The 9,521-nt window shown below is 61.5% G+C and carries 10 protein-coding genes; 8 read left to right on the top strand and 2 right to left on the bottom strand.

The features are described from left to right. From PHW99_RS16540 to PHW99_RS16505, 8 genes are all read left to right on the top strand, one after another. The coding region (locus PHW99_RS16540) for an RNB domain-containing ribonuclease (RefSeq protein ID WP_300180138.1) at positions 1-1,225 on the top strand (1,225 nt) is incomplete at its 5' end. Beyond that, positions 1,222-2,079: an energy transducer TonB gene (locus tag PHW99_RS16535; protein ID WP_300180135.1), complete on the top strand. Its 858-nt coding sequence runs from the start codon at positions 1,222-1,224 to the stop codon at positions 2,077-2,079. The genes PHW99_RS16540 and PHW99_RS16535, both read left to right, overlap by 4 nt. A gap of 20 nt (positions 2,080-2,099) precedes the next feature. Further along, complete coding sequence (gene aroE / locus PHW99_RS16530) at positions 2,100-2,933, top strand: shikimate dehydrogenase (RefSeq protein ID WP_300180132.1); 834 nt, start codon at positions 2,100-2,102, stop codon at positions 2,931-2,933. Between the two features lie 5 nt (positions 2,934-2,938). After that, complete coding sequence (locus PHW99_RS16525) at positions 2,939-3,721, top strand: transglycosylase domain-containing protein (RefSeq protein ID WP_300180129.1); 783 nt, start codon at positions 2,939-2,941, stop codon at positions 3,719-3,721. Next, entirely contained in the window at positions 3,718-4,350 is a 633-nt protein-coding gene (locus PHW99_RS16520) for a lysophospholipid acyltransferase family protein (protein WP_300180126.1), read from the top strand. Before PHW99_RS16525 ends, PHW99_RS16520 begins: the two co-directional genes overlap by 4 nt. A gap of 13 nt (positions 4,351-4,363) precedes the next feature. Continuing rightward, entirely contained in the window at positions 4,364-5,362 is a 999-nt protein-coding gene (locus tag PHW99_RS16515) for a phosphatidate cytidylyltransferase (protein WP_300180124.1), read from the top strand. Between the two features lie 42 nt (positions 5,363-5,404). Then, positions 5,405-5,965 (top strand): crossover junction endodeoxyribonuclease RuvC, encoded by a 561-nt coding sequence (gene ruvC, locus PHW99_RS16510; RefSeq protein WP_300180122.1) that lies wholly within the window; start codon positions 5,405-5,407, stop codon positions 5,963-5,965. 128 nt (positions 5,966-6,093) lie between these two features. Further along, positions 6,094-8,310, top strand: a complete 2,217-nt coding sequence (locus PHW99_RS16505) for a sensor domain-containing diguanylate cyclase (RefSeq protein ID WP_300180120.1) — start codon at positions 6,094-6,096, stop codon at positions 8,308-8,310. A 4-nt stretch (positions 8,311-8,314) separates the two neighbouring features. Here the strand turns inward: PHW99_RS16505 and PHW99_RS16500 are convergent, their stop codons facing one another. After that, positions 8,315-8,491, bottom strand: a complete 177-nt coding sequence (locus tag PHW99_RS16500; RefSeq protein ID WP_300180117.1) for a hypothetical protein — start codon at positions 8,489-8,491, stop codon at positions 8,315-8,317. Between the two features lie 24 nt (positions 8,492-8,515). Next, positions 8,516-9,439 (bottom strand): UDP-3-O-acyl-N-acetylglucosamine deacetylase, encoded by a 924-nt coding sequence (lpxC, locus tag PHW99_RS16495; protein WP_300180114.1) that lies wholly within the window; start codon positions 9,437-9,439, stop codon positions 8,516-8,518. Positions 9,440-9,521: the final 82 nt, after the last annotated feature.

Here is a 9,521-nt window from a genome sequence, read left to right as displayed (position 1 = left end):
CATCACCCCCGGCAGTGCCATCGACCAACTGGGTCGGGCGCGCCTGTCCACCGTCTACATGCCAGGCTACAAAATCACCATGCTGCCTGACGAAGTGGTGCAGAAGTACACGCTGATGGAGAACACCAACTGCCCGGCCGTGTCACTGTATGTGACCCTGGATGAAGCCACACTGGAGATCAAGGACAGTGTGACCAGACTGGAGCGGGTGCACATTGGCGCCAATCTGCGCCATGACCAGCTTGACACCATCGTCACCACCGAGTGGCTGGAACAGCCCGAGTTCATGCATGCCCATGACCCGCAGGCCCTGCAACACAAACGCGACAAACTCTCCTTTTTATACCGCCTGGCGCAACACCTGAAGGCCCAACGCGAGGTGGTGCGCGGCAAACCCGAGAACTTCAACCGCCCCGATTACAACTACCGGCTGAGCGGCAATGACGGCGCCGAGCCCTGCGGCACCGAACAAGTGCAGATCAGTGTGCGTCAGCGTGGCGCACCGCTGGACCTGATCGTCTCGGAAGCGATGATCCTGGCCAACAGCACCTGGGGCGGCTGGCTGGCCGAGTTGGGTGTGCCGGGTATTTACCGCAGCCAGGCCTCGATGCTGCCCGGTGTCAAGGTGCGCATGGGCACGAAAGCGCTGCCACACGCCGGCATCGGGGTCAGGAGTTATGCCTGGAGCAGCTCACCGCTGCGTCGTTATGTCGACCTGGTGAACCAGTGGCAAATCATTGCCTGCGCGCGCCACGGCAAAACGGCGGCACTGGCCGCCCCGTTCAAGCCCAAGGATGCCGAGCTGTTTTCGATCATCTCCAGCTTTGATGCCGCCTACGCGACCTACAACGGCTTCCAGAACGCCATGGAGCGTTTCTGGGTGCTGAAATACGTACAGCAACAAGGCATCACCGAAGTGCCAGCCACCTTGTTCAAGGACAACCTGGTGCGTGCCGACCACCTGCCGCTGGTATTGCCGGTGGCCGGAGCCCAGGGCTTGCCGCGCGGCGCCCGGGTGATGGTGCGCCTGGGCGACATCGACGAGGTGTCGCTGGACATCCACGGTACCGTGACCGCCCGGCTCGACACCGAGCCCGACGCCGGCAATGCACTCGACGAAGACCTGGACGAGGACACCATCGCCGGGCCGATTGCCATTGCCATGGACGTCAATGACAGCGACGCTGGCCAACCAGCGGCTCCCGGCGATAATCCCGCCCCGTGAACCTGCGGTCTTTCAGCACCCTGCAAATTGCCCTTGGCGTGTCCGTCGCCGTACACGCGGTGCTGCTGACGGTGCGTTTTGTCGACCCTGAAGGGTTCAACCGGGTGTTTGAGGACACGCCGCTGGAAGTTATCCTGGTCAACGCCAGAACCGATGACAAGCCGGAGAAAGCCCGGGCCATCGCCCAGACCAGCATGGCTGGCGGCGGCGAACTCGACAAAGGCCGCGCCACCAGCCCGCTGCCACCGGCACTGCTGGCAACGCCGGGTGAAGACAGCCAGCAGGAGCAGCAACGCCAGTTGCGTGAGCTGCAGGAGCAGCAGAACCTGATGCTCTCCCAAGTCAAAACCGCACTGGCCGCCTTGCCGCCGGTTGATCCGCGCAAGGCCCAGTTGAGTCCGGAGCAGGCCCAGCGCGAAGAAAAACGCCGCCAGCTCGTCAAGCTGCTGGCCGAAATCGAGCGGCGCATCAACATGGAAAATGCCCGGCCGAAAAAACGCTACATCAGCCCGGCCACCCGCGAAGCGGTGTATGCCGTGTATTACGACCGCCTGCGCCGCGCCATTGAAGACCGGGGCACCGAAAACTTCCCGCAACTCAATGGCCAGAAGCTGTACGGTGAACTCACCATGATCGTCAACGTCAACCACGATGGCCGGGTGCTTTCGACCGAAGTGGTGCAAAGCTCGGGCCTGCCGGCACTGGACCGCCGCGCCGAAGCCATTGCCAAAAGTGCCGGACCGTTTGGCCGCTTCAGTACCGAGATGCGGCGCCAGGCCGACCAGATTGCCGTGGTATCGCGTTTCAAGTTCACCCGCGACGACACGCTGGAAACCAAAATCAGCGCCCAATAGCCTCTCACCAACCAACCCTCATGAGTTCTGACCTGTATTGCCTCATGGGCCACCCGGTGGCCCACAGCCAGTCGCCCTGGATACACGCCCGTTTTGCCGAGCTGACCGGGCAAGACCTGATCTACACCAAGCGTGACATTGCACCGGACCAGTTTGTCAACGGCATCCAGGCCTTCATCCAGGAAGGCGGACGCGGCTGCAACATCACCGTGCCCTTCAAATTCGAAGCGGCTGCGCTGGCCACCCACACCAGCGAACGCGCCCAGCTGGCCCAGGCCTGCAACACCCTGAGTTTCAAGGACGGGCAGATCCTGGCTGACAACACCGACGGCCTTGGCCTGGTGGATGACATTGAACACCACGCCGGTGTCAGCCTGCGCGGCCAGCGGGTGCTGCTGATTGGCGCCGGCGGTGCTGCCGCTGGCGTGCTCGGCCCGCTGCTGCAGGCCCAGCCGGCCCACCTGAGTGTGGTCAACCGCACCCGCGCCCGGGCCCAAGCCCTGGTGGCGCGCCACCAAGGCTTGGCAACGCTACAAAAAACAGAGCTACTTGACCAAGATATATCCGGGCTAGAGGGTGATTTTGATGTCATCATCAACGCCACCGCCAGCAGCCTGGGCGGCGCCGAGGTGCCGGTCCACGCCGGTGTGCTCAAACCCGGCGCCCTGGCCTACGACATGATGTACGGCCCGGGCGCCCAAGGCTTCATGGATTGGGCACGCGCCCATGGCGCCGTGCCACGCGACGGCCTGGGGATGCTGGTCAGCCAGGCCGCCCAGGCCTTTCTGATCTGGCGCGGTGTGCTGCCGCCGGCGCGTCAGGTGCTGGACGAACTGCGGGCGCGGCTGGGCTGAACCACATGAAAGCCTTTGGGCGTTGGCTGGTACTGGTGCTGGTGGCGGGGGTGCTGCTACAGCTGTTTTTTGTCGCTCGGATTGCCACCATGCTGGTGGTGGACCCGCAGTCCACCACCTTTGAGCGCTCGGAAGCCTGGCGCGTGCTGACAGAAAAAGGCCAGTTGCGCTGGCGCCAGCAGTGGACCCCTTACAGCCAGATTTCCGACAAACTCAAACGTGCCGTGATTGCCAGCGAGGACGATGGTTTTGTCAACCACGACGGTGTGGACTGGACCGCGCTGGAGAAAGCCTGGCAAAAAAACGCCAAGGCCGAGGAGCAGGCCGCCAAAGCCCAGGCCCGCCTTGCCAGCAAGCCCGCAGCCAAGTCCCCAGGCGGCAAACCAGCCGGCACCACCGCCCGGCCAGCCAAGCCGCCCAAGGTGGTGGGCGGCTCCACCATCACCCAGCAACTGGCCAAAAACCTGTTTTTGTCGGGTGAGCGCACCCTGTTGCGCAAGGGTCAGGAGTTTGTGCTGACCCTGATGCTCGAAGCCCTGCTGGACAAACAGCGCATCCTGGAGATCTACCTCAACAGCGTGGAATGGGGCGAAGGTATTTTTGGCGCCGAAGCCGCCGCCCAGCATTACTTTCGCAAGCCGGCAGCCCAGCTCAGCAGCTACGAGGCAGCCCGGCTGGCCGTCATGCTGCCACGACCCAAATACTTTGAAAAACTGCCCAATTCCAGTTATGTGGCCGGCCGCGCCGCCATCATTGCCAACCGCCTGGAAAACGCCGAACTGCCATGAAACCGATTGTCCTGGACTGGGCCGCCACGCTGATGAGCTACTTTCTGCTCGGGCTGATTCGCATCCTGACCGGCTCGCAGGCGCGCTGGTGGGGCTGCCCGCCCAAGGCCGAACAGCGCATCTACTTTGCCAACCACCAGAGCCACGCTGACCTGGTGATGATCTGGGCGGCGCTACCCAAGGAACTGCGCCACAGCGTGCGCGCCGTGGCCGCCCGCGACTACTGGACCAGGACCCCGTTCAAACACTGGCTCACCAGCGCGGTGTTCAACGTGATCTACGTCTCGCGCGACCGCTCGGCAGAAGAAGACCCGCTGGAGCCGCTGATCGAGGCCATGAAGGCCGGCGACTCGCTGATCCTGTTTCCCGAAGGCACCCGTGGCTTTGCCGACGAGCCGCAGGCCTTCAAGGCCGGGCTGTACAACCTGGCCTTGAAGTTCCCCGAGGTCGAACTGGTGCCGGCCTGGATCAACAACGTCCAGCGCCTGATGCCCAAGGGTGAAGTGGTGCCGGTGCCGGTGCTGTGCTCGGTGACCTTTGGTGCCCCCATGCGGGTGTTGCCGGGTGAAGACCGCCATGAGTTCCTGCAGCGCGCCCGTGCTGCGGTACTGGCCCTGCGCGACGTCTGAAAAGGGTGACACGATGTACCAGACCCTGAAAAATCTCAGTCCGTCCCAGCAGGTGGGGGCGCTGTTTGTCATCGTGTTCGGCTTGCTGTTGCTGGCCGGCCTGGTGTTGTTCCTGCGCTCGATGCGCGAATTTGAAGACCAGCAGGCGGCCCAACGGCACCGCGACGAGGTGGACAATCTGACGCAATTGCTCAAGACCAGCTGGCTGCTGATCTTTGTCTTCTGGGTCGCCTGGCTGTCAGGCGACGCAGCACGGCTGGTGCTGTTCGGTCTGGGTTCATTTTTTGCCCTGCGCGAGTTCCTGACCCTGTCGCCCACCCGCCACAGCGACCACCGCAGCCTGGTGCTGGCGTTTTTTGGCGTGCTGCCATTTCAGTACTGGCTGGTTGGCACCGAACACTTCAACCTGTTCACGGTGTTCATTCCGGTCTATGTGTTCGTGGCCTTGCCGGTCGCCAGTGCCCTGGCCAATGACCCGGTGCATTTCCTGGAACGCAACGCCAAGCTGCAATGGGGCATCATGGTGTGCATCTACGGCATGAGCCATGTGCCGGCGCTGATGCTGTTGGACTTTCCGCGTTATGACAAAAAAAACGCCTTTTTGATGCTGTTTCTGGTGCTGGTGGTGCAAACCTGCATGGTCACCCAGCATCTGGTGGCGCGCCGGCTGATCCAGCTGGGCAAACCCTCGGCTGCGCCCAGGATCAGCCAGAGTTTTACCTGGCGCGCCTGGTGGGCGGGCATGGCCGCCGGTAGCCTGCTGGGGGCGCTGCTGGCGGGCATCACCCCGTTTGTGCCTGGTCAGGCCTTTGCCTTGTCTTTCATTGCCTGTGCCACGGGCTCACTCGGCCATCTGGTGATGAAGGCGCTCAAGCGCGACCGTGGGGTGCCGATCTGGCGCGACCAGGGCAAGGGTGTCACCGGCGCTGGCGGCATGCTCGACCGCATTGACGCACTGTGTTTTGCCGCACCCGTGTTTTTTCATTCGATCAGATGGCATTTTGGCATCTAGCCCGCATAAAATAAGCACATTAAGCTACATATTTGATAGCAAATGAGAATCCTTGGGATTGACCCCGGTTTGCGCACCACCGGTTTTGGTCTGGTCGACGTCGATGGCGCCGAACTGACGTATGTGGCCAGCGGCACCATCAGCACCATCCATCTGGAAAAAGACCAGTTGCCGGCTCGCCTGAAGGTGCTGTATGAGGGCATCCGCGAAGTGGTGGCCCGGTATGCGCCCGATTGTGCTTCGGTCGAAATCGTGTTTGTCAACGTCAATCCACAGTCCACCCTGCTGCTGGGCCAGGCGCGCGGCGCGGCCGTGACGGCGCTGGTGTCATGCGAGCTGGCAGTGGCCGAGTACACCGCCTTGCAGATGAAACAGGCCGTGGTCGGTTATGGCCGGGCTGACAAAACCCAGGTGCAGGAGATGGTGCGCCGCCTGTTGAGCCTGCCGGGACTGCCGGGCACGGATGCCGCCGACGCGCTGGGGCTGGCCATCACCCACGCCCATGCCGCCAAGGCCATGGCACGCATGACCCAGGCCAAGGGCCTGGGTGGGGTTCAGCAGCAGACGCAAAAGGCGGCCTACAAGGCCGGGCGCAGCCGCTGATGCTCAAAATAACCGCCCGGTCGCTTGCACAGGTGTAATATCCCGCCGGGATGTTCCTTGCTTTCCTGTGCCGGGGCGCTCGCCATTTCGGTCACCCATGGGGGCTCGCATCGCATTCCGTTGACCACATGCCAACCGTCACGCACAACGTCAAACGCTTCTCCCGGCAGCTGCTGGTCTCGGCGGGTGTGTTGCTGGTTGCCGCCGTGGTCTTCGTCATTTACGTCCGGGGCGAAAAGCAGATTGATCACGCCAACCTGCAACGCCAGCAGTCGTTTCTGCTGGCCGACGAATTGCGCCAGTCTTCCGACGACCTGACCCGCATGGTGCGCATGTATGTCCTGACCGCGGACCCGCTCTACAAGCAGCACTATCAGGAAATACTCGACATCCGGGACGGCAAAAAACCGCGGCCACTGGACTACCAGAAAATTTACTGGGACCTGGTCCTGACCGATGACCGGCGGCCGCGCCCCGTCGGTGAGGCCGTCCCGCTCACTGCCCAGATTCAAAAAGCCGGTTTCACCGCTGACGAGTTGGCCAGACTGGCCCTGGCCAAGGAACGCTCGGATGCGCTGACGCGTACCGAATTTGCGGCCATGCAACTGATGGAAACCAGCCTACCGCCTGTCGGCCCCTATCACGCCGAAGCCATTCGCTTGCTGCATGACGTGCCCTACCTCCAGGCCAAGGCGGACATCATGGGCGCCATCAACCAGTTTGAACAGATGGCCGACCAACGCACGCAGGCGGCCGTACGATCTGCTGAAGTCAATGCCTCGGTTTTGCGCTTGGTCTTTATCCTGCTCGGCTGGTTGCTGCTGGCGCTGCTTTGGAGCTTGTGGCGCAGCTTGAACGCCATTTTGGGCGGCTCGGTCAATGAACTCTATGCCCGCATCATTCGCCTCGGCAACGGTGATTTCACCGCCCCGGTCCCATTGACCCCGGGGACGGAAAACAGCGTGCTCGGCTGGCTGGCAGCCACCCAAACCAATCTGCAAAGAATCGAAGCAGCCCAGCGTGCCAGCGAGGAGAAGTTTCGCCTTGCCTTCGAACACGCCAATGCCGGGCTGTTTCTGGTGGGACTGGATGGCCGCATTTTGAAAACCAACGCCAGAGCCAACGAGATGTTTGGTTATGCCTCGGGTGAGCTCCAGGGCAAGACGGTCAACGACCTGTCGCTGCCTGAGGACCTCACCCTCAGCCCGCAGGCGATGCAAGACCTCATCAGCGGCCGCAGCGATCACGCCACCTTCGAAAAACGCTACCGGCACAAAAGAGGCCACATTGTGTATGGGCTGGTCTCCATTGCCCTGGTCCGCGATACCCGGCGACAGCCCGACTACTTTATCTCGCAAGTTCAGGACATCACCCAACGTTATGAAGCGGAGGAAAGACTGCGCATCAGCGAAGAGCGACTGCGCTTGTTGGCCGAAAGCGCGCGTGATGTGGTGTGGACCATGTCACCGCAGGGGCAGATGACCTATGTCAGTCCCTCTGTGCAAAAAGTCCGGGGGTACACCCCGGAAGAAGTGATGCAACAAACACTGGCAGAAATGCAGCCCCCCGAATCCCAGGCTTTCATGCGTGGGTATTTTTCAGCATTGCTGGCTGACATCCAGGCTGGCCGACAACCGCAGACCTGCCGTGGTGAACTGGAATATCTGTGCAAGAACGGCGCCACTTACTGGGCCGAAGTGATTGTGGCCCCCGTTCTCAACAGCGCTGGCTCGGTGGTTGAAGTTGTTGGTGTGAGCCGGGATATTGCCGAACACAAACGGTACGAGCAGGAATTGAAACAAGCGAAGGAGGCGACCGAAGTGGCCAACCGGGCCTTGCAGGCCGCCAACGCGGAGTTGATCCACATCGCCACCACCGACCCGTTGACCGGCGTACTGAACCGGCGCCACTTCCACGAAATCATCGAGATTGAAATGGCGCGGGCTCAGCGGCACGGCCAACCCTTGTCTTTGATCATGTTTGACATTGATCACTTCAAGCAGGTGAACGACACTTTTGGCCACCAGGCCGGTGATCAGGTGCTCATCAATCTGGTCGAACTCACCCAGAAAAATCTTCGGATCGGCGACTATCTGGCGCGCTGGGGGGGAGAAGAGTTTGTCGTCCTTCTGCCGTATTGTGCGGCCAGCGAAGCCATGAACCTGGCAGAACGACTGCGCGACTTGTTTGCCCATCTGACAACCCCGGGGGTCGGCACGGTGACCGCGAGTTACGGCGTCGCGGAACTGCAAACCGGTGAGCGGCAGGATGATTGGTTCAAACGTATGGACAACGCCCTGTATGCCGCCAAAGCGGCTGGACGAAATGCAGTCCGGCTGGGCTGACCACTCAGGCGATGCGCTCCAGAATCAGCACGGCAAAAAAACCAAACGCGGCGATCAGCGTCCATTTGAGCACCTTCAGTCCCCAGCGTTTGTAACGCACCTGACCGGTGCCCACATAAAACACAAAGCAGACGGCGGCACTCAACAGCAGCAACAACATGGCCCAGCGAAACAGCAGCATGTGGATCAGCTCCGTACCCGCACACTACCAGGCCCGCGCCAGCTGATCAAAGCCCTGAGGAGCCTGCTTTTCATCAGCAAACGTCACCACATCCCAGGCGTCCGCACGCTCCAGCAAAGCCCGCAGCAACAGGTTGTTGAGGGCATGGCCGGACCGAAAAGCGCTGTAGCTGGCCAGCAGTGGCTTGCCCACCAGGTACAGGTCACCCATGGCATCGAGCATTTTGTGTTTGACAAACTCGTCGTCATAACGCAGGCCACCGGCGTTGAGCACCTTGTAGTCATCCATGACAATGGCGTTGTCCATGCCACCACCGAGCGCCAAGCCGTTGGCCCGCATCATCTCCACATCTTTGGTGAAACCAAAGGTGCGGGCCCGGGCAATGTCCCTGGAATAGGAGCCGGTGCTCATGTCAAACAACACCCGCTGACCGGTGCTATCCACCGCGGGGTGGGCAAAATCAATCTCGAAACTGAGCTGGTAACCATGGTAAGGCGCCAGCCGTGCCCATTTCTGCTGCTCACCCTGGCCCTCACGCACTTCCACCGTCTTGAGCAGCCGGATGAACCGGCGCGGAGCGTTCTGCAACTCTATACCGGCACTTTGCAGCAGAAAAACAAACGATGCCGCCGAGCCGTCCAGGATCGGCACTTCTTCGGCGGTGATATCGACATACAGGTTGTCCACCCCCAGACCGGCGCAGGCTGACATCAGGTGTTCCACCGTATGCACTTTGGCCTGGCCATTGGAAATGGTCGAGGCCATGCGGGTGTCCGTCACCGCCTGCGCCGACACCGCAATGTCCACTGGCTGTGGCAGGTCGACCCGACGAAACACGATCCCGGTGTCAGGCTGCGCCGGGCGCAGGGTGATTTCCACCCGTTGCCCGCTGTGCAGCCCCACGCCAACAGCGCGGGTCAGGGTTTTGAGCGTTCGTTGTTTGAGCACAAGCCGATTTTACTGACTCAAGTCAATCAGCCTGTTTACGCAGGAACGCCGGGATTTCAAAGTCATCCATACCACCGCTGGA

The sequence above is a fragment of the Rhodoferax sp. genome (assembly GCF_028689305.1).
GTDB lineage: Bacteria > Pseudomonadota > Gammaproteobacteria > Burkholderiales > Burkholderiaceae_C > Rhodoferax.
Note: the sequence above shows the minus strand (reverse complement) of the source record. Positions and strands in the feature narration are given on the sequence as shown.